The organism is uncultured Polaribacter sp. (assembly GCF_947497125.1).
In the GTDB taxonomy this organism is placed as follows: Bacteria; Bacteroidota; Bacteroidia; order Flavobacteriales; family Flavobacteriaceae; genus Polaribacter.
On sequence record NZ_CANMFI010000009.1, the window covers coordinates 1 to 19,250 of the forward strand.

Sequence of the window (19,250 nt, forward strand, 5' to 3'; positions counted from 1 at the left end):
TATTAGTTCAAATAACACAAATACAATAGCAGATTTAGCAACCACCCCAACTGATGGATATGAAGCCAAATGGTATGTTTCTGCAAGTTCAGATAAGGTTTTAGATGATGAGCAAGAAGTTACTTCAGGCACTTATTTTGTAGAGCAGCATCTTATTAATAACAATACTTCGCCAGATGTTAGTACTTTTTTAACAGAAGAAGTATTAGGTTCTTTCTTAGAGGATGAACCATATTTTTTAGATGCAATAGCTTTAGATGCCTCAGGTGTTTTGTATATAGCAGTTTATCTTGATAATACCGACGAAGAAATTATTTTAAAGATGACACCAGATCAACAAATTTCTTATTTGGTAGGCAATGGGAATGGTGTTTTTTTAGATCCTAATGGTTCACAAGCCGATGTGCCTTTTTCTTATATTAGCGATATGGTATTTGACTCTAATGGAAATCTTTTTGTGTTGGATTCGTATTCAAGTATGATATTTAAAATTTCACCTAACGGAACAGTTACTCCTTTTGCAGGAAGTGGAGAAAATAGAGACGATGATGGTTTAGGATTTGATGCAAGTTTTAATTACCCTGTTTCTATGGAAATAGATACTTTGGATAATTTATATGTTTATGATAGAGAAAATCCAAAATTACGAAAAATAACATCTGACGGTCTTGTAAGTACTTTACTAAGAGATGTTGATAGTAATGGTGCATTTGTAAGAGACGCAGAAGGTGCTTTTTATTTTGAAATGGATGGTTCAACTATTTACAAATTCACTGCTACTGGTGAAGTAGTGTTAATTGCGGGAGTTATTGATGACGGTAATGATAATAATGACAATACACTTGATGGTATTGGAGCTGAAGCACGTTTTGGAGATATAATTGATCTTATTTTAGACGGGCAAGGGAATCTTTTAGTAGTAGATGAAGACAATTTAAATATTCGAAAAATAAACCTTACAACTAAACAAGTAACAACTATAGCAGGTAGTGGAGATTCTCAACTTATAGATGGTGAAGGAACCAATGCTAGTTTTTTATTTCCATTTAATATTGCTAAAAATCCTCAAGGCAATTATTATATTTTAGATGATAATACTATTCGTTTAATGAAAGTTAAAAGTAGCTCTAATCGAGTTGCTGTTGATGTAATAACGGCTACGCCAACTCCAGAAGGTTTAACAACTCAAATTTATGCAGGAACACAAACCTTAGAAGCTTTAACTGTAACAGGCACCTCTATAAAATGGTACAACACGGCTGTAGAGGGTGATGTGTTGTCTATGAGTACAGTATTAGAAGACGGAGTTACGTATTACGCGAGTCAAGAAGTTGATGGTTTAGAAAGTGTTGTAAGATTGCCTGTTAGAGTGCAAAGAATTAGTGATGCCATTCAAAAAATGGATGTTTCAAAAGGAACAATTGTTCAAAATTTACAAGCAAATATTAGTCGTGGGTACAATGTACAGTGGTTCGAAAATGAGACGAGTATCAATCCTTTAGATAATTCAGTTTTAATTACAAACGGAGCTTCTTATGCAGTTTCACAATATATATCAGCGTACACCTCAATTACCTATGCAGGTAGTGAAAATGTTGGTAATGCAGATGGTTTTAATGAAAATGCTACTTTTGATGCACCTAAAGATATGGTTTTTGATGCTTATGGGAACCTATTTGTTGTAGATACGGGCAACCATCTTATACGTAAAATTTCTACTACCGGAGCGGTTACTACTTTTGCGGGTACAGGAAGAGAAGGTGCTGATAATGGAAACGGAATTGCGGCAAGTTTTAACAGACCATGGGGGCTAGTTATAGATTCTTTCGGAAATCTATTTGTAGCAGATTCAGGTAATTATTTAATACGTAAAATTACACCAGAAGGAGAGGTAACTACTTTTGCAGGAGATGGAGAATCTGCAAATATAGATGGTACAGGCACTAGCGCATCTTTTACTTCAATTGAAGGTATGGCTATAGATCTTGAAGACAATATCTATACAAGTGACTCAGACTATAAAATTCGTAAAATTACCCCAGAGGCTGTTGTAACTACGTTTACAGGTTCTTCTGTTGAAGGCGGAAATACAGACGGAGCAGCAAATGTTTCTAGATTTAATAGTCCAAAAGGACTTGTACTTGATGCTCAAGGCAATTTATTTGTAGCAGATGCTGCAAATCATTCTATACGTAAAATTACTTCAGACGGAACAGTATCAACACTTGCCGGAAACGGAGAAATAGGTAATGATGACGGTTTGGGTTCTTTAGCGAGCTTTAACAATCCAACAGGTTTGGCTATAGATGCTGACAATAATTTATATGTGACAGATACCGATAACAGACTAATTCGTAAAATAACACCAGAAGGCCTTGTTACTACAATTGTTGGCAATGGAAACGATGAAGGTGAAAATGGTGTTGGTTTGAGTGCAAGTTTAAGGCATCCTTCAGAAATTGTATTTGATGGTTTTGGTAGTTTGTATGTTACAGATGAAGATCAGATACTTAAAATTAATATCAACGAAGAAACCTCTAACAAGGTAAATGTTATAGTAGAATTTGATGCTCCAAGACCAAACGGTTTAGGATTGCAGATTTATGCAGGCACAAAAACTTTGAACGATTTAACACTAACGGCAACTGCTGTAAAATGGTATGCAAGTGCTACGTCTAGCAGTCTTTTAGATGCAACTAGAAACTTAGTAGATGGAGCAACATATTATGCAACTCAAACATTAAACACCATTGAGAGTAGTAGTCGTTTGGCAGTTTCAGTTAAAAAAATTAGTGAAGCTACTCAAACCCTAGGTTTGTCATCAGAAGCTACAGTAGCCAATTTAGCAGCAACGCCAAGTGCAGGTTATGAGGCAAAATGGTATGCAGATATAAACTCGCAAGAGGCTTTATTGTCTTCTGCCTTAATTAATACAGCAACGTATTATGTAGCACAAGAAGCAATTAATCCTTTACCGTATCCGAACATTAGTACTTTTAACATTCAAAACGCAGAAGAGCTTTTTGGTTCAGATACCTTTTTAGCAAAAGTAATTACAGTAGATACAGATGGGTTTTTATATGTAGGTGGCCAGCTTTTAGGTGCAGATGAATTTGTAGTTCTAAAAATTTCGCCAAGCGGTATTGGTAGCTATATAGTTGGTGCAGGTGCAGGTACTTTTGTTGATGAAAATGGAAATCCAACTTCAGAAAACATAAGCATCGTGTTAGGGATGGTTATAGACAATGACGGTAATCTTTTTCTAGCAGAAAGTGGCGCAAATAGAATACTTAAAATCACACCACAAGGTATTGTTAGTGTTTTTGCAGGAAGTGGAAATAATGGTAGAGATGATGGAAATGGTTTAACAGCTAGTTTTGATTATCCTACTGAGGTTTCGATAGATAGCTTTAACAATCTATATGTGTTAGATTTTAATCAAGAGTTGTTACGTAAAATAACCCCACAAAGAGAGGTTACTACGCTTTTTCAATCATCAATTCCGTTAATTCCAGCAGAAGCAGCAATTGTTGTAGATGCTGATGGGTTTATTTATTTAGATATTGATGGTAGTGCTATTTACAAGATATCGCCACAAGGGATATTTGAAGTAATCGCTGGAAATTTCTCAATTACAAGTGCTGTTGACGGAGTTGGTGAAAATGCAGGGTTTAAAAAAATAAAAAATATTTCTTTTGATGCTGCTGGTAATCTATTAGTAGTAGATGATACTAAAATAAGAAAAGTAGATTTATCAACAAATACAGTTACTACAATAGCAGGAAATGAAAATGCAGTTGTTACAGATGGTAACGGTCTTTTAGCAAGCTTAGAAGCACCTACAAAAATCTCAAAAAATACTTTTGGGAACCACTATTTGATAGACAATGGTATTGTAAGAAGAGTATCTTATAAAAATACTTCTAACCGAGTAGCAGTTTCTATTCAAGTAAAAGAAACGCCTACACTAAGTTTTTCTGCAATAGCTAAAACCTTTGGAGATGCAGATTTTAATCTAGCTGCAACAACCAATTCTAGTTCAAACATAGCATATAGTATTGTAGACGGAGGTTCTGGGGAAATAACCTTAACAGGTAATACGGTTTCAATTGTAAAAGCAGGAACAGTTATTTTAAAAGCAAGTGTTGTAGAAGATGCAAATTATAAAGCTGCAGAAACTACCACTGTTTTAACAATTAACAAAGCAACCCCAAGCATCACTTTTGAAGATATCTCTACAACATTTGGAGCAGCCGATTTTGATTTGTCCGCAAGTAGTACATCAACAGGAACAATTACATACAGTATTGTCGCTGGAGGAACGGGAGAAGTTAGTTTAACTGGTAATACGGTATCAATTGTAAAAGCAGGAACGGTTCGTGTCAAAGCCGTTGTAGCAGCAGACGAAAACTATGAGACTGCAGAAAAAGAGGTTGTTTTAACAATTGCAAAGGCAAATCAAACAATTACATTCAATTCATTCACAGTTCCTACAGATTCTCAAACTTTTAATTTAGAGGCAACTGCTAGTTCTGGTTTGTCAGTTAGTTTTAGTAGTTCAGATACCGATGTGGTAACTATTAATGCTAATACAGTAACTATTGTTGGTGTTGGAACGGCAACTATTAGTGCAATACAACCAGGGAATGAAAATTATAATCCTGCAGAAATTGAATCGCAAACGATAACAATAACAACACTTAGTACAACTAGTGAATTATTAGATTTAGAGCTTGTCTTGTATCCAAATCCGGCAACTAATGTTGTAAGCATAAAAACTGAGAGTAGCCTTAATTTAAAGGTTGTTATTTATGATATAAACGGACGAACGCTGAAAGAGATTGATGGTTATACTTCTAATCAGCTTATAGATATAGCAGATTTAAGTAGTGGAACCTACTTGATAAAAGTAATCAGTTCTAAAGGAGGAAAAATGATGAAACGATTGATTAAGCTATAATTAAAAAAAAGAGGATTTAACAATCCTCTTTTTTTATTTTTTTATTTAAATTTAACTTGTAAAAGTTAAAAAGTATTGTATATTTGCAATCCAATTATTTGGGCACAGTTATGATGTGCAAGTTAAAAGCTAAATTGAAGCAATTGGAGATTACAACGCGGGATAGAGCAGTAGGTAGCTCGTCGGGCTCATAACCCGAAGGTCACTGGTTCGAGTCCAGTTCCCGCTACTACAAGAGTAATCAGAAATGGTTACTCTTTTTTTTTGCTTTAAACTCAAGTATACAAGGGGTTTAAGAGTGTATTGCTTGTGTGTTAAACAGCATATATTAACTACACTTTGGTTATTAATTGCCATAGGTTAAGTTTCAAATATACATAAAACTGGCAGTAAAAACCAATATACTGGCAGTAAATTGGCAGTAAAACTGGCAGTAATTTTTAGTGTTTGATAATTCTTTTAACACCCATAGTATTTTACAATAATATTTTTTACTTTGGTACCTCATCTTTTACAGACAGATATACAACCAAAAAGCAATGATCACAGGAGAATTAAAAAGTCAAGTAGATAAAATATGGGAAGCCTTTTGGACAGGTGGAATCTCTAACCCGCTAAGTGTCATAGAACAATTTACCTATCTGCTTTTTATAAGACGGCTAGATGAACGCCAACTTTTAGAAGAAAAAAAAGCCAATACTGTTGGTATACCTATACAAAACAGCATATTTACCACAGCCCAAAAAGAGCTACGTTGGAGTTCTTTTAAAAATAAAGATCCAGAGTCTATGTTTGAGGTGTTTACAAAACCTAGCATAGATGGTATGACGGTTTTTGATCATATGAAACAAGTGGGAGACTCTGCAGGTGTTTTTGCAGAGTTTATGAGCAAAGCCACTTTTATTATTTCTACACCAAGGCTATTAGACCAAGTGGTGCAGTTAATTGATAAAATAGACATGAAAGATAGAGATACCAAAGGAGATCTCTATGAATACATGCTCTCTAAAATTGCCTCAGCAGGAACCAACGGGCAGTTTAGAACCCCAAGACACATTATTAAAATGATGGTAGACATGACACAACCTAAAAAGGATGATGTTATTTGTGATCCTTCTTCTGGTACCGCAGGTTTTTTAGTAGCCGCAGGAGAATATTTTAGAGACAATCACCAAGAGTTGTTTTTAGATAAGTCATTTAGAGACCATTTTAACAATGAAATGTTTAATGGTGTAGAAATAGATGACACCATGATACGTATTGGAGCTATGAACTTACAGCTGCATGGAATAGAAAACCCAAATTTGATTAAAAATGATGCGCTAAGTGAAAGTGCAGCAGCCATAAGAAACCAATACTCACTCATATTAGCAAACCCACCCTTTAAAGGGAGTTTAGACTATGATGGGGTAGAAAACTCTATTTTAAAAGTAGTAAAATCTAAGAAGACAGAACTACTTTTTTTAGGGTTGATGTTACGCATGCTAAAAACAGGTGGTAGAGCAGCCGTAATTGTACCAGATGGCGTATTGTTTGGTAGTTCTAATGCACACAAACAAATACGCAAAGAACTCATAGAAAAACACAAGCTAGATGCCGTAGTATCTATGCCAAGTGGGGTGTTTAAACCCTATGCTGGGGTAAGTACAGCCGTATTATTTTTTACCAAAACAGGCACAGGTGGTACAGATACCGTTTGGTTTTATGACATGACCGCAGACGGGTACAGTTTAGATGACAAACGCAATGAAATTAAAGACAATGACATACCAGATCTTTTAAAGAGATACCACAACCTAGCAGCAGAAACCAACAGATCCAGAACAGACAAGAGTTTCTTGGTGCCTTTTGATGAAATTAAAGACAATGATTGGGACTTCTCTATAAACAGATACAAGGAAATTATCTATGAAGAAATTGAATATGCTGCTCCTTCTGACATTATTGGTGAAATTGAAGTTCTAGATCAAGAAAGAAACCAAGCTTTAGCAGCTTTAAAAAAGATGTTGGGATGAATCAAGTAAGTTTCAAAAATCTATTTGACTTTCAAAAAAAGTCTAAAATTAAAGCTGGTGATGGTCTTCTTTTAGGGGAAGGAAATTATCCTTTTTATACTTCTAGTAGTATCTTGAAAAAATCAATTAATGAATTCCTTTTTGATGGTAATAGTTTGATTTTTGGGACAGGTGGTCAGGCAAGTATTCATTTCTGTGATGATAAATTTGCAGTATCTACAGATTGTTTTGTCACGCAACCTAAAAATAGAGATAAATTATTTTTAAAATACGTGTATTATTATTTAAGTGGTAATATTCATATTTTAGAAAATGGTTTTAAAGGTGCTGGATTAAAACATATTTCTAAAGTTTACATTTCTGATATTACAATCCCCCTACCACCCCTAGACCAACAAAAAAAGATAGCTGCTATTTTAGATGCAGCAGATGCCTACAGGCAAAAAACAAAAGCACTCATTGAAAAGTATGATGCCCTTACCCAAAGTTTGTTTCTGGATATGTTTGGGGATCCTGTGAGTAATTCAAAAAAATTACCAAAAATAAAACTTGGTGAATTAGGTAAATGGCAAAGTGGTGGCACACCATCTAGAAGTAATTCAGCTTATTATGATGGAGAAATACCTTGGTTATCTTCAGGTGAACTAAATCAAATGTATATCTCTGATAGTAAAGAGCATATAACAGAACAAGCAATTAAAGAGTCTAATACAAAACTCATAGCTAAAGGAAGTATTCTTTTAGGAATGTATGATACTGCTGCTCTCAAGTCAGCAATAAATACTGAAGTTTTAAGCTGTAATCAAGCTATTGCCTATTGTAAATTAGATGACAGATTAGTAAATACATCTTTTGTTTATAATATCATCCAAATAGGAAAAGAACATTATAGACGTCTTCAGAGAGGTGTTAGGCAGAAAAACTTGAATTTGTCAATGGTAAAAGGAATAGAGATTCTATTTCCACCATTAAACCTCCAAAACCAATTTGCAGACAGCGTACAAGCTATAGAAACACAAAAAGCACAAGCAAAGGCTAGTTTAGCAGGGGCAGAAGATTTGTTTAACAGCCTTTTACAAAGGGCATTTAAAGGGGAGTTAACTTATTAGTATGAAAGAAAACAGTTTATTAGATAAAAAATCTATTGCTATAATTCAAGGGTCAAAAGCAAACTTAAAAGAGTTGGCTAAAGACTGTGTTTGTTTTGCAAATGCTGCAGGAGGTAAAATTATAATTGGTATAGAAGATGAAGAAAATATGCCTCCTAAAGAACAAAAAATTTCTAATAATTTATTAGATAAAATAAACAAACAAATACCAGCATTAACACATAATGTAGGGGTTGCGCCTGTAATAAAAACAGCAGAAAATGGTGGAGAATACATAGAGTTACAAGTTTTTAGAAACGCTCAGAGTATTGCTAGTACTACAGACGGTAAATATTATATGCGTGTGTCTGACCAATGTAAACCTTTGTTGCCAGAAGATTTAAGTAGACTGCTTTCAGAAAAAAATGCATTTGTTTGGGAAAAGAAAATAACAAGAAAAATACACGCGTCAGATTGTGATTTATCTAAATATAATTCTTTTTTAAAAGATATTAAAGAGTCAGAACGTGTTAGTTCATTTATAAAAGAAATGACACCAGAAGAAATTACAGATTTTTACTTTTTAACCCAAAATGAAGTGCTAACAAACTTAGGTATTCTTTGGCTTGGTAAAAGAAAAGACAGGGCGGTACTTCATTACGCTCCCTCTGTACAGTTTATTAAATATGATGAGTTAGAAAATAAAATTTTTAAAAAAGTTTGGGATGATTACTCAAATAACCCCAAAGAACTAATTGATGCAATATTAAAAGAAATACCTGATTGGAATGAGTTTATAGAAGTTTCAGATGGTATTTTTAGGAAGAACATTTATAATTACTCACCAGAAGTAATAAGAGAGTTAGTTGCAAATGCTTTTGCTCATAGAAACTACACTATGCGTGGAGATATCTTTATCAATTTATATCATAATAGATTAGAGATACATAGCCCAGGCTTGTTGCCATTAGGTGTAACTACTAAAAATATATTATCACAATCAATCCAAAGAAATGCGCTATTGTCTAAATTATTCTATGACTTGAAACTTATGGAAAAAGAAGGTAGTGGTTATGATAAAGTATATGAGGTTTTGTTGGGAAGTGGTAAACAGCCTCCAGACGTAATAGAAGCAGATGACCGTGTTATTGTTGTTGTCAAAAAACAAATAGTTAGTAATACTATATTAAAATTAATGGATAAAGCCTCACAGGAGCTTCAACTGAAACAAAAAGAAGTAATTGCATTAGGTTTAATAGCACAAAAAGAGGGCATATCTGCAATTGATTTATCTAAATCATTAAATATTTCAAAGCCAAATGGATTACAATTTTGGGTTGGTCGTTTATTAGAATTGGGAGTTCTATTGCATAAAGGTAAGACCAAGGGAACTTTTTATTATGTGAATCCTAATTTTATAAGAACTACAGATTTTGTTGAACGTACCAGTCTTAAACGTATTGAGCCTCATCGTTTACAAGAATTAATTTATGAAGATTTAAAAAACTACCCAAAAAGTTCAATAAGTGAAATAAATAAACGGATTGGGAGTGAGATAAAACAGAGAACATTGAAATCAAAGTTGGATGAAATGATTGAAAATCAATTAATTATTAAAGAAGGTGAACGAAAAGGGACAAAATACTTTATCAACATAACTTCATGAAATAATAATAAAAATGTTGATAAATGTTGATAAAACGTTGATAAATATATAGTAAGAAAAAGTAAAAAATGAGCAATTTCCAATTTCTACAAACCACATGGCCTGCCATTTACAAAGAAGCAGCAGAGGCAGAAAAACTTACGTTGGTATCTCCCAAGGCAAGTGCTATGATAGCCCGTTCTGCCCTAGAAAAAGCAGTGCAATGGTTGTATCAAAATGATACAGAATTAGAATTCCCTTATGATACTAAGCTAACCAGCTTAATACACGAGCAATGTTTTAGAGAAATTATTAAACCTTCTATGTTTAGAGAAATAAACCTAGTACGTTTAAATGGTAATGCAGCGGCACATGGTAAGGTAATTTCACAAGACCAATCTCTTGCTAGTATTAAAAACTTGTTTCGTTTTTTAAGTTTTATAGGCGTGTATTACAGTGAGCCAGAAATAGCAACCCCTGTTTTTAACTTGGCACTCATACCAGATGGTAACGCCCACAAAGAAACCCTAAAAACACTGCAGCAACTAGAACAGCAGTTAGATTATAGAAGAGAAAAAGACAAAGAAGAGCGTGCAAAAATAGAAGCCCAAGCTGCTCAAATAGCCTTGTTGCAAAACCAACTGGCAGCACAACAAAAAGAAGCTACACAGCGAAGAGTAGCACGTGAAAAAGTAAAAGACCCTAATAAAACCATTCCTATTCTAATACCAGAATCTGTAACCCGTAAACTCTACATAGATGTTTTGCTAAAAGAAGCAGGTTGGGAAACCCTAACAGAAGGCAGAGAGCTAGAATATGAAGTAACAGGAATGCCTAAAAGCACCAATCCGTCTGGCTTGGGGTACGTAGATTATGTGCTTTGGGGTAAAGATGGCAAACCACTAGCCGTAGTAGAAGCCAAAAAAACCATGGCAGATGCCAGAAAAGGAAGGCATCAAGCAGAATTATACGCAGACTGTTTACAGCAAATGCATCAGCAGCGCCCAATTATCTTTTACACCAATGGTTTTGAAACCTATATTTGGGATGATACCTTTTATACAGATAGAGAAATACAAGGTTTTTATACCCAAGATGAACTGCAACTATTGGTAGACAGAAGAACCATTAGAAAAGACCTTAGAAACTTTAAAGTAAATTTAGATATAGCAGGAAGAGATTACCAACTAGAAGCCATAAAGCGTGTGGCAGAAAATCTTGTAGTAGATGGTAAAAACGGCAACCTTAGAGGAGCTAAAAGAGAAAGTTTATTGGTAATGGCAACAGGTTCTGGTAAAACAAGAACTGCCGCAGCTATTGTAGATATGCTTACCAAATGCAACTGGGCAAAACGCATATTGTTTTTAGCAGATAGAAATGCCTTGGTTTCTCAAGCAAAAAATGCCTTTAAAGAGCATTTAGAGCACTTGTCTGCTATAGATTTAACCAAAGAAAAAGAAGACCATAGTACACGCTTGGTGTTTTCTACCTACCCAACCATTATCAATAAAATAGACAAAGTAAAAACCGCAGATCAACGTTTTTATGGCGTTGGGCATTTTGACTTAATAATTATAGATGAAGCCCACCGTTCTGTGTATCAAAAATACAGTGCTATTTTTGATTATTTTGATGCTATGATTATTGGGTTAACAGCTACACCAAAAAAGGAAATAGACCGCAATACCTATGGCTTGTTTGGTATAGAAGATGACAATCCTACCTTTGCTTATGAACTTAATACAGCTGTAGAGCAAGGCTATTTAGTACCGCCAAAAGCCATGAGTGTGCCTTTAAAGTTTCAAAGAGAAGGTATTAAATACGCAGAACTTTCAGATAGAGAAAAAGTAGAGTATGAAGAAAAATTTGGAGATCCATCTAATGAGGAAGCTCCAGATGAAATTGGAAGTGCTGCGCTAAATAAATGGCTCTTTAATACAGATACGGTAGATAAGGTTTTAGAGCATTTAATGAATAAGGGCATCAAAGTAAATGGTGGAGACAAACTGGGTAAGACCATTGTATTTGCAAAAAACCATGCCCATGCAGTTTTTATAGAAGAACGTTTTAATGAAAATTACCCAGAGTACGGTGGCACATTTTTAAGGGTGATAGACAATTATGAAACTAAAGCACAAAATCTATTAGAAAAGTTTGTAGACCCATTAGAAGAGCAAGAACCTCAAATTGCAGTTTCTGTAGATATGATGGATACAGGAGTAGACGCACCAAGGGTAGTAAATTTAGTGTTCTTTAAAATGGTGAAAAGTGCTTCTAAGTTTTGGCAAATGATTGGTAGAGGTACCCGTTTGTGTCCAGATTTATTTGCTCCTGGTGAGGATAAAAAGGAATTTGTAATTTTTGATTATTGTCAAAATTTTGAGTTTTTTGATGAAAACCCAGACGGTGCTAATTTAAAAGCAGTCAAACCCTTACTACAGCAAATATTTGAAGCCAAGCTAAAAGTATCTCAGTTAATTACGCATTTATCAGACAAAACACCAGAGGAGCTAGAAGTTAGAGATGCCTATTTGGCAGAATTACATACAATTGTACAAAATCTAGATAAAAATAGGTTTGTAGTTAGAAAGCAATTGCGGTATGTAACCATGTTTAGTAACAAAAACAAATGGCTTAACCTTTCAAAAAGTGATGTGCAAGAAATTAACATGCACTTGTCTCACTTACAACCAGCATCAAAAGATGATGATGAATTGGCAAGGCGTTTTGATATGTTGGTTCTAATTTATCAAATACTATTACTTACAGGTTCTGACAGCACAGCAAAGTATATGGCAAAAATATTTAAAACAGCCGTAGCACTTCAAAAAAAGGATAATATACCGCAGGTAGCCTTGCATATTAATTTAATAAAGAAAGTGCAAACAGATCACTACTGGTCTTCCATTACTATAAAAAAGTTAGAAGAGCTTAGAACTAGTTTAAGAGATCTTATAAAATATTTAGAAACTGTAAGTCAAGAACCAATCTATACGCATTTTCAAGATGAATTAGATTATGAAGGCATTGTTGTAAGAGAGCCTGTAACCAATACGTATACAAGCCTTCAATCTTATAAAGACAGGGTAGAAACCTATATAAGAAAAAACAAAGACCAGTTAACCATTCATAAGTTGGCAAATAATATACCAATCACTGAGCATGAATTAGTTGTTTTAGAGAAAATCTTCTTTTCTGAAGAGGTTGCAGGTACAAAGCAGGAGTTTGTTCAACAATATGGAGAAAAGCCTTTAGGGGCTTTTATAAGAAGTATTACAGGCATAGAACAAGCAGCTTTGAATGAAGCATTTGCAGAATTCTTGCAAGTAGGAAACTTAAGAGCAGATCAAATTACTTTTATAAGAACTATTATCTCTTATTTAACCAAAAACGGAACCATAGACAAAAGCATGTTGTATGAGCCACCATTTACAGATTTAAATGACCAAGGTATTAGTGGTGTTTTTGACATGGATGCAGATTTGGTAAAAGTGGTAAGAATTATTGACAGTATAAATGGGAATGCAAGCATTGCTTAAAAAAAATAGTGCACTATAGTTCTAACTAACAACACCAGTACTATTATATCTATTATTAGATACATACTACTGTGGAAAATTTCAGATGAATAATTCTTATATAAGAATTAATGATCTTGGAGATTTATTAAATTTAACTGGTTAAAAACATGTTCTTTAGAAGTGAAAAACTACACTGTAAAGTTATACATTTTTTTTTTAATAGTCAAGTTTTTTTTCTTGTTTTGACAACTTTTTTAGCAGTATATAGCTATAATCATAAATTAAAAACTATCACTATACCAAGCATCTCTATTTTCTTTACTCCAAAACTCACTTGGCATGGCAAAACCATTCTCTACAGGAGCTGTTTTATATCTTAAATAATAGTCATAATTTGGTTTTAAAGTATCTATGTCAAACTTAGGCATACCAGAAACCTTCATAAACAGGTTTATTAAAGAGTTTCTGTCTTCTGTACTGTTTGTATTAATATTAAAATACAAGTTACTAAAAAGCTTTATTCTCGTTTTATTTTTGAATTCAATCTCTATAGAATAAATATAAATTTTTCTTTTACACAAGTACTCTAGTAATTCTATTGTATTGTTTACTTTTTTTCTAAGTGTGTGTCTTTTACTTTTGTCAATAGAGCCTTCATTTTTTCTCGGTAGTTTGGCATACATAATCTTTTTAGATATTATTTCTAAATCTCCAAAATGAGCTAATAACCAAAGATTGTCCTCTACGAGGTTCCAACAATCTATAGAAAAACTTTTATTATCTGATAAAAGGTATATACTGTGAAAAAGGTGTTTCATTATTTTAAGTGTTAATTTCTGTAGGGGTGTCCTTATTCCACTCCCCACATACATATTAAAAGCGCATACCCCCCGCTAAGGTAATCTCTAATTGGCAAATTTTTAGGTAAAAAGCAATAAATATTTTTTTTCAGTCTATATAATATATATAGCTATAACTGATAAGTTATTGTACTTTGTTGCATAAGATACGGCTCCTCTACTCAGGTTTAAAATGTATCAAAATTATTAATATATTTAAAAAAAAATAAAAATGAAAAAAATAATCTTATTATTTAGTTTAGCTATACTGTTCTCTTGCAGTAGTGAAGACAATGAGCGTGTATTATTAGATAACTATTATAATCCACCTAACTGGATTCAAGGTGTTTGGATCAATCCAGATGTTCCAACTTCAGGATTTGAATTTAGGGAAAGTGATTTTTGTTTAATTACTATATCTAATACCTTATGCTATAAGCAAACTTATAGTCAAGTAGATGATTTTAGTGTCTATGAAGAAATATCTAATATAAGATATTTTACAACTACTACTATTGCAGGTGCAGAATATAATTATGAATTTGAAAAAGTATCTGAAAACTCAATAAAATGGGTAAATGATATAAATAATGTTATACTAGTCAAACAATAGGCATATCTTCTTCTTTTAATTCAGCTACTTCTAAACCTCGTAAGTAAGTTAAACTCACATTTATGGTAGAATGCCCCATTGCTTTTTGAAGTTTAGTTAAGGATCCAGTTCTCTTAAATAGTTCTATAGCGCCAGAGTGTCTAAAAGAGTATAAAGTCTGTCTTTGTTCTATTAGAATAGATTGTCTTTTAAAACGGCTCCAAAGTGTTTTAAAGTATTCTTCATTATAGGGTATGGGTGTACCAGAAAAAATATTATCCTGTGAGTTTCCTCTCCTAAGAAATTCTTTTATGTAAGAAGGTACTGGTACAATTCTGTTTCTACCAGATTTATTCCTTGTACCAGATAATTGGATATAATTTAGATCTTCTGAAAAATCTCCCCAAGTGAGTTCTCTAATTTCTCTATGTGGTCTTAAAAGGCATCCATAAGTCATTAAACAACATAAATGAAGATGGGTGTTGTAATCTTTTAAGCTACACAATATTTCATCCACATTTTTAAATGGTTTGTGAAGTGTTGAGGTTGGTTTCTTTAGTTTTACACTTTGCACTAAATTGGGTATAAATTCATTTAATAATGGACTTAATGTAGATTTAATAGTTCGTTGTGTCTTTGCACTCCAATTGGGTCTTACTAAAAAATCTCTAATATGTGTAGGTTTTAAGTTTACAATAGTTAAATGTTTAATATTGTTTTCAGTTTCAAAACGCTTCCAAAGTGTTAGTACTCTTCTGGCATCTTTTATAAAACGTTCAGAACACCTTTGAGCTATTTTAAGGTTTATACCTTCTTTAATTGCATCAGTAACCGTAATAGGTTTCTCTTTAATCTGTTTTACTTTTGGTTTAGGTCTCCACCCTTCTAGTAACTTTAGTTCAAAAGCAGCTTTTAAAAGTGTAGGGTTTTCAGAAGATTTTAAATCAACACCTATGCTAGTTCCATTCCAAAAACGGAAGCGTTTGTTGTTGTAGTAAATTACAATTATTTTAGAAGATTTAGACTCTCCAATAGATACTTTAAAGTTGTTCATTCTGGCAGTAATTACTGGCAGTTAAATAACAGGTGCTTCTAATATGCTGGTTAACAGGATAGAGCAGTAGGTAGCTCGTCGGGCTCATAACCCGAAGGTCACTGGTTCGAGTCCAGTTCCCGCTACTAAGAAAACCTCTTGAGATATCAAGAGGTTTTTTCTTTTTACACTATTCTTTTTCAATTTACCTGAAATCACAAAACCTAAATACTTTTTTATATTTTTGTGTTATGATTAAAAATAGCATTTACTTTCTTTTCGTCTTTCTGCTTATTAGCTGTAACAAACCAAGAAACATTTCTTCAATTAAGGTTGAGGGGCAGATGCGAGATGTTATGAAGAAAGGAGACCTGAAAGGTAAGATTGCTACAGATTCTTTAAACACTAAAGAAACATATGGTTTGGGACCTGTAGAGTTCTTAAAAGGTGAAATTTTGTTGTTTGAAGGAGAGACTTTTGTTTCTAAAGCTATAGATAGTGTATCTCATAAAGTAGCTAAAGTATCTTCTGTAAAAGCGCCCTTTTTTGTGTATAGTAAGCACAGTAATTTAAAGGAGATTGCGCTGCCAAATACTTCTTACTCACTCGAAAGTATAGAAGCACAAATAGATGTTATATATAAAGATTATGACAAGCCTTTGTTGATTAGAATTGATGGGGTTTTTAATGATTTAAAAATACATAGCGTAAATTTACCAAGTGGTATTAAAGTAGCTTCACCAGAGGAAGCGCACCAAGGCTTAACCCAATACAACTTTAATGGTATTAGCGGTTCTTTAATTGGTTTCTTCTCTCGAAATCATAAGGCGGTTTTTACCCATCATGATCGTTTTTTTCATGCTCATTTTATTTCTGATGATCGCAAAGTTCTTGGTCATGTTGATGCGCTAAACTTAAGCTCTTCTAAAGTTTCTATAAAAGCTTCAAAATAAAACATTTTTTAACAATAGTAGATTTAATATTTATTAAGTCAGTCAGTTATCATTACTTTTAAACAGGTATTTGTTTTATCATGAGCTAATTATGGGCAAAAATATTTATTGATTTGTTGTTACTTTGTAAAATAATCTGTTGGATATTGTAAGGTATTAGTCAGATATTTATATGAATTTATTAACTATTTCGATTTTTAATTTAAATATGAAAAAAGTATTTGTACTATTTTTATCTATTGTATTCTTTTTAAATTGTACTTCAAGTAATAATTTATCAAGTATATCAGATTTATCAGGTACTTATAAAGGAGATATTTCTGTTTATATCAACAATCAATACCATAGTACGTTATACAATCATTCCATTTCATTTACAAAAGTAGCGTCATCAAACGAATATCTTTTAGAGGGTAGTTTATTAATTGCAAATACCTGTTCTATAGATAACAATTTATTATCTATACAAGAAACAACTTCTGCTTCAACAACTCATTTTCAGGTAGTAGAGTTTGCAAACGGAAACTTTAGGGAAGAACAATTAGAGATAGAATTTTATCAGAACCAAGTAAATCCTGTAACTAGTGAAATTGGGGTGTCTGGTAAATGGATAGGTACACTTACAAAAGTAAATTAAAATATACCTGCCGCCTCACTTAAATTAATTCTTGCTTTTAGCTCTGTGTTTTTTTAGTTTAGTCTTATAAAGTTTTTAGCTTTATAAAATCGCTATGTTTACTGTGTTAAAAGTTAGCTGAAAAACTATTTATTATTATAAAAACAATATATTTGGTCACTTTTCTAAACCAAAATATTGTTAATGAAGCTAAAAAATCTAAAATTTTTATATTTAATTGTTTTATTTTTCTCGCTACAGAGTGTTGGGCAAGAAACCTTGCCAATTTATCAAGATTACTTATCAGACAATGTATTTTTAGTACACCCTTCTGCTGCAGGTATCGGTAATGCTAGTAAATTAAGATTTACTGCAAGACAGCAATGGGCAGGTGTGCCTAATGCGCCTTCTTTGCAAACCATTAGTTTTCACTCAAAATTATCGGAGTATTCTAACGCAGGGTATGGTTTTGTTCTTTTTAACGATAAAAATGGTTTTCATTCTCAAAAAGGTGTTCAAGCAACCTATTCCTATCATTTGCCATTAACAGACGGTCGTTTTTTTGAACAACTTTCTTTTGGTTTAGCGTTTACTTTTGTACAAAATCAAGCAGATCAAAGAACATTTATAGAGAGCACTGGTAAGGTAAATCCGATAGTAGAAAGTACTAGATATTACAATGCAGATTTTAGTCTTGCGTATCACAGAGCAGGTTTTTCTTCTTATTTTACTATTAAAAACTTACTGCTTACTGCTAAGAATAATTTAAATGTACAAGAGCCTTTAGACTTAAGAAACTATATTTTTTCTGCTGGATACTACTATGGAGTAGAAAATTTTATTCAATTAGAACCTTCGGTAATGTTACAGTTTAGAGAAAGTACTGGGCAACGAATAGCCGATTTTAATATAAAAGCATATAAAACTATTTCTAAAACCCAATTATGGGCGGCATTATCTTATAGAAGAGGTTTTGATAAAAATGCGATTGATAATTCTCAGTTTATTTCTCCAATAATAGGGGTAAATTATAACAATCTAATGTTATCATACACCTATACAAATCAAATGAATGAAACCGTTTTTACTAGTGCCGGTTTTCATCAAATATCTTTGGGTATTAATTTATGGACCAGAGAGCAACGAGGTGCAGCATGCCCTAATATAAATGCAAATTTAGGTGGTTTTTAAAAGTCAGTTTCTATAAAACGAACGTTTTCTTTTTCTGATTGAACCAGCATTTCTAAAGTTGCTTTGTTCTTATTGATGTAAAACTCGTGTTTGCTTTTAAGAGTACTGGTGTTTTGTAATTTAAATTTTGCTAAGATTGCTTTAGTTTGTTTTGCAACAGCTTCCCCAGAATCTATAATTTGTATTTTATGACCTACAATTTCTCTAATTTGAGGGATTAAATAAGGGTAATGGGTGCAACCTAAAACCAAACAATCTACATTTTCTGCCAAAAGAGGTGTTATATAAGATTTAAGCAATGCTGTCATTTCTGATGAATATAGTTTGCCGTCTTCAATTAAATTAACCAGGCCATTGCCAATAATTTCTTTTCGAATAATTTTTTGATCAATAGTATTGGCAGTTTTTTCAAATAAAGCACTGTTTAAAGTGCCTTGTGTTGCAAGAATACCAATAGTATTTGTTTTTGTTTTTAAGGCTGCAGGTTTTATTGCCGGCTCTATGCCTATAAAAGGAATATCAAACTTTTGTCTTAAAATTTTAATAGCGTTTGTAGTAGCGGTGTTGCATGCCACAACAATTAGTTTGCAGTCTTGTTTTAATAGAAAAGAAGTGTTTTTAATAGAGAGATCTATAATGGCTTGCTCAGACTTTTCGCCATAAGGTGCATTTTTACTATCAGATAAATAGATTGTATTTTCGTTAGGTAAAAGTGTGTGTATTTCTTTCCAGATAGAGGTGCCACCAACACCTGAATCGAAAATACCTATCGGAAAATTTTGCTGATTTACCATAAT

At 33.0% G+C, this 19,250-nt stretch carries 12 protein-coding genes and 2 tRNA genes; 11 read left to right on the top strand and 3 right to left on the bottom strand.

What is annotated here, in order from left to right; genetic code table 11:
* The 6 genes from Q0678_RS11465 to Q0678_RS11490 form a co-directional block, all read left to right on the top strand.
* Nucleotides 1–4,960: T9SS type A sorting domain-containing protein (locus Q0678_RS11465; protein WP_299058008.1), on the top strand; the 4,960-nt coding region annotated here is incomplete at its 5' end.
* A 156-nt stretch (nt 4,961–5,116) separates the two neighbouring features.
* A tRNA-Met gene (locus Q0678_RS11470) sits at nt 5,117–5,189 on the top strand.
* A gap of 310 nt (nt 5,190–5,499) precedes the next feature.
* Complete coding sequence (locus Q0678_RS11475) at nt 5,500–6,975, top strand: class I SAM-dependent DNA methyltransferase (RefSeq protein ID WP_299058010.1); 1,476 nt, start codon at nt 5,500–5,502, stop codon at nt 6,973–6,975.
* Nucleotides 6,972–8,084: a restriction endonuclease subunit S gene (locus tag Q0678_RS11480; RefSeq protein ID WP_299058012.1), complete on the top strand. Its 1,113-nt coding sequence runs from the start codon at nt 6,972–6,974 to the stop codon at nt 8,082–8,084. Before Q0678_RS11475 ends, Q0678_RS11480 begins: the two co-directional genes overlap by 4 nt.
* A 1-nt stretch (nt 8,085) precedes the next feature.
* On the top strand, nt 8,086–9,729 hold the full coding sequence (locus Q0678_RS11485; RefSeq protein ID WP_299058014.1) for an ATP-binding protein: 1,644 nt from the start codon (nt 8,086–8,088) through the stop codon (nt 9,727–9,729).
* Nucleotides 9,730–9,797: 68 nt separating this feature from the next.
* Nucleotides 9,798–13,247, top strand: coding sequence for a DEAD/DEAH box helicase family protein (locus Q0678_RS11490; RefSeq protein ID WP_299058016.1), 3,450 nt, complete (start codon nt 9,798–9,800; stop codon nt 13,245–13,247).
* Between the two features lie 263 nt (nt 13,248–13,510).
* Here Q0678_RS11490 and Q0678_RS11495 read toward each other — a convergent pair whose 3' ends face one another.
* On the bottom strand, nt 13,511–14,047 hold the full coding sequence (locus Q0678_RS11495) for a hypothetical protein (protein ID WP_299058018.1): 537 nt from the start codon (nt 14,045–14,047) through the stop codon (nt 13,511–13,513).
* Between the two features lie 253 nt (nt 14,048–14,300).
* Here Q0678_RS11495 and Q0678_RS11500 point away from each other — a divergent pair, with 253 nt between their 5' ends.
* A complete protein-coding gene (locus Q0678_RS11500) occupies nt 14,301–14,681 on the top strand; it encodes a hypothetical protein (RefSeq protein WP_299058020.1) in 381 nt (126 codons plus the stop codon).
* On the opposite strand, the gene Q0678_RS11505 is transcribed toward Q0678_RS11500, so the two are convergent.
* Nucleotides 14,671–15,714: a site-specific integrase gene (locus Q0678_RS11505; protein WP_299058022.1), complete on the bottom strand. Its 1,044-nt coding sequence runs from the start codon at nt 15,712–15,714 to the stop codon at nt 14,671–14,673. The two genes, Q0678_RS11500 and Q0678_RS11505, sit on opposite strands and share 11 nt — an antisense overlap.
* A 52-nt stretch (nt 15,715–15,766) precedes the next feature.
* Between Q0678_RS11505 and Q0678_RS11510 the strand changes: the two genes are divergently transcribed.
* The 4 genes from Q0678_RS11510 to Q0678_RS11525 all read left to right on the top strand — a co-directional run bounded on the left by Q0678_RS11510 (nt 15,767) and on the right by Q0678_RS11525 (nt 18,453).
* Nucleotides 15,767–15,839: transfer RNA gene (locus tag Q0678_RS11510), tRNA-Met, on the top strand.
* A 210-nt stretch (nt 15,840–16,049) separates the two neighbouring features.
* Entirely contained in the window at nt 16,050–16,646 is a 597-nt protein-coding gene (locus Q0678_RS11515) for an acetolactate decarboxylase (protein WP_299058026.1), read from the top strand.
* Between the two features lie 208 nt (nt 16,647–16,854).
* On the top strand, nt 16,855–17,283 hold the full coding sequence (locus tag Q0678_RS11520) for a hypothetical protein (RefSeq protein WP_299058028.1): 429 nt from the start codon (nt 16,855–16,857) through the stop codon (nt 17,281–17,283).
* A gap of 183 nt (nt 17,284–17,466) precedes the next feature.
* The gene (locus tag Q0678_RS11525; protein WP_299058030.1) at nt 17,467–18,453 is read left to right on the top strand and encodes a type IX secretion system membrane protein PorP/SprF; all 987 of its coding nucleotides are present in this window, start codon (nt 17,467–17,469) and stop codon (nt 18,451–18,453) included.
* Here Q0678_RS11525 and murI read toward each other — a convergent pair.
* Entirely contained in the window at nt 18,450–19,247 is a 798-nt protein-coding gene (gene murI / locus Q0678_RS11530; protein ID WP_299058032.1) for a glutamate racemase, read from the bottom strand. The genes Q0678_RS11525 and murI overlap by 4 nt on opposite strands.
* Nucleotides 19,248–19,250: the final 3 nt, after the last annotated feature.

What these genes read in the sequence shown, in the direction of transcription:
- Q0678_RS11475 (WP_299058010.1), top strand. Translation starts at nt 5,500, where the DNA reads ATGATCACAGGAGAATTAAAAAGTCAAGTAGATAAAATATGGGAAGCC.
- Q0678_RS11480 (WP_299058012.1), top strand. Translation starts at nt 6,972, where the DNA reads ATGAATCAAGTAAGTTTCAAAAATCTATTTGACTTTCAAAAAAAGTCT.
- Q0678_RS11485 (WP_299058014.1), top strand. Translation starts at nt 8,086, where the DNA reads ATGAAAGAAAACAGTTTATTAGATAAAAAATCTATTGCTATAATTCAA.
- Q0678_RS11490 (WP_299058016.1), top strand. Translation starts at nt 9,798, where the DNA reads ATGAGCAATTTCCAATTTCTACAAACCACATGGCCTGCCATTTACAAA.
- Q0678_RS11495 (WP_299058018.1), bottom strand. Translation starts at nt 14,047, where the DNA reads ATGAAACACCTTTTTCACAGTATATACCTTTTATCAGATAATAAAAGT.
- Q0678_RS11500 (WP_299058020.1), top strand. Translation starts at nt 14,301, where the DNA reads ATGAAAAAAATAATCTTATTATTTAGTTTAGCTATACTGTTCTCTTGC.
- Q0678_RS11505 (WP_299058022.1), bottom strand. Translation starts at nt 15,714, where the DNA reads ATGAACAACTTTAAAGTATCTATTGGAGAGTCTAAATCTTCTAAAATA.
- Q0678_RS11515 (WP_299058026.1), top strand. Translation starts at nt 16,050, where the DNA reads ATGAAGAAAGGAGACCTGAAAGGTAAGATTGCTACAGATTCTTTAAAC.
- Q0678_RS11520 (WP_299058028.1), top strand. Translation starts at nt 16,855, where the DNA reads ATGAAAAAAGTATTTGTACTATTTTTATCTATTGTATTCTTTTTAAAT.
- Q0678_RS11525 (WP_299058030.1), top strand. Translation starts at nt 17,467, where the DNA reads ATGAAGCTAAAAAATCTAAAATTTTTATATTTAATTGTTTTATTTTTC.
- murI (WP_299058032.1), bottom strand. Translation starts at nt 19,247, where the DNA reads ATGGTAAATCAGCAAAATTTTCCGATAGGTATTTTCGATTCAGGTGTT.